General features: G+C 73.5%; 1 protein-coding gene. It reads left to right on the top strand.

Annotated elements, in window-relative coordinates; translation table 11 throughout:
• Window positions 1-593, top strand: a 593-nt coding sequence (gene ssd, locus K789_RS0121305) for a septum site-determining protein Ssd (RefSeq protein WP_024368510.1), incomplete at both ends; no start/stop codon positions are given.

Raw genomic sequence — 593 nt, 5'->3', positions numbered from 1 at the left:
GGCAGTGTGGCTCGCCCATGCAGCCGCCCGGCATGGTGTTCGTGCCCTGCTCGTGGACGGCGACCCGTGGGGCGGAGGCCTGGAGCTGGCGCTCGCCGCCGAGGAAACCCCCGGCCTCCGCTGGCCGGATCTGGCCGACGCCAGGGGCACGATCGATCCCCGCCAGCTCGCTGATTCGCTGCCCCTGGCCGGCGGGTTCCCCTTCCTTTCCTGGCCCGGGAACAAGGAGCGCCACTCCGGAGTGGACAACGGAGTCGTGGCCGGGGTGCTGGACGCCGCCCGGCGCGGCTACGAGCTCGTCATTGTGGACATTGGCCGGGGACGGGAAGCCCTGCGGACCTTCGCCTGGGACTGCGACCGGTTGATCGTCGTCGCGCCCGCGCTGCTGCGGGCTGCCGTGGCAACGGCCCGGCTCCTGCAGGACCTTCCCGCGGTCGAGACCGCGCTGGTGGTGCGGGGCAAATCCGGGGCCTGCCTGGACGCGGAGCTGATTGCCGAGTCCGTCGGGTTGCCCCTGGCTGGGATCATGCCGGACGTCAGGCGCGTCGCGGCCGCCACGGAGCTCGGGCGCCTGCTGGACACCGGGCGGCAGC

Origin of the sequence: Arthrobacter sp. TB 26, assembly GCF_000427315.1 — a bacterium.
GTDB lineage: Bacteria > Actinomycetota > Actinomycetes > Actinomycetales > Micrococcaceae > Arthrobacter.
This window is presented reverse-complemented; position numbering and strand designations above follow the sequence as displayed.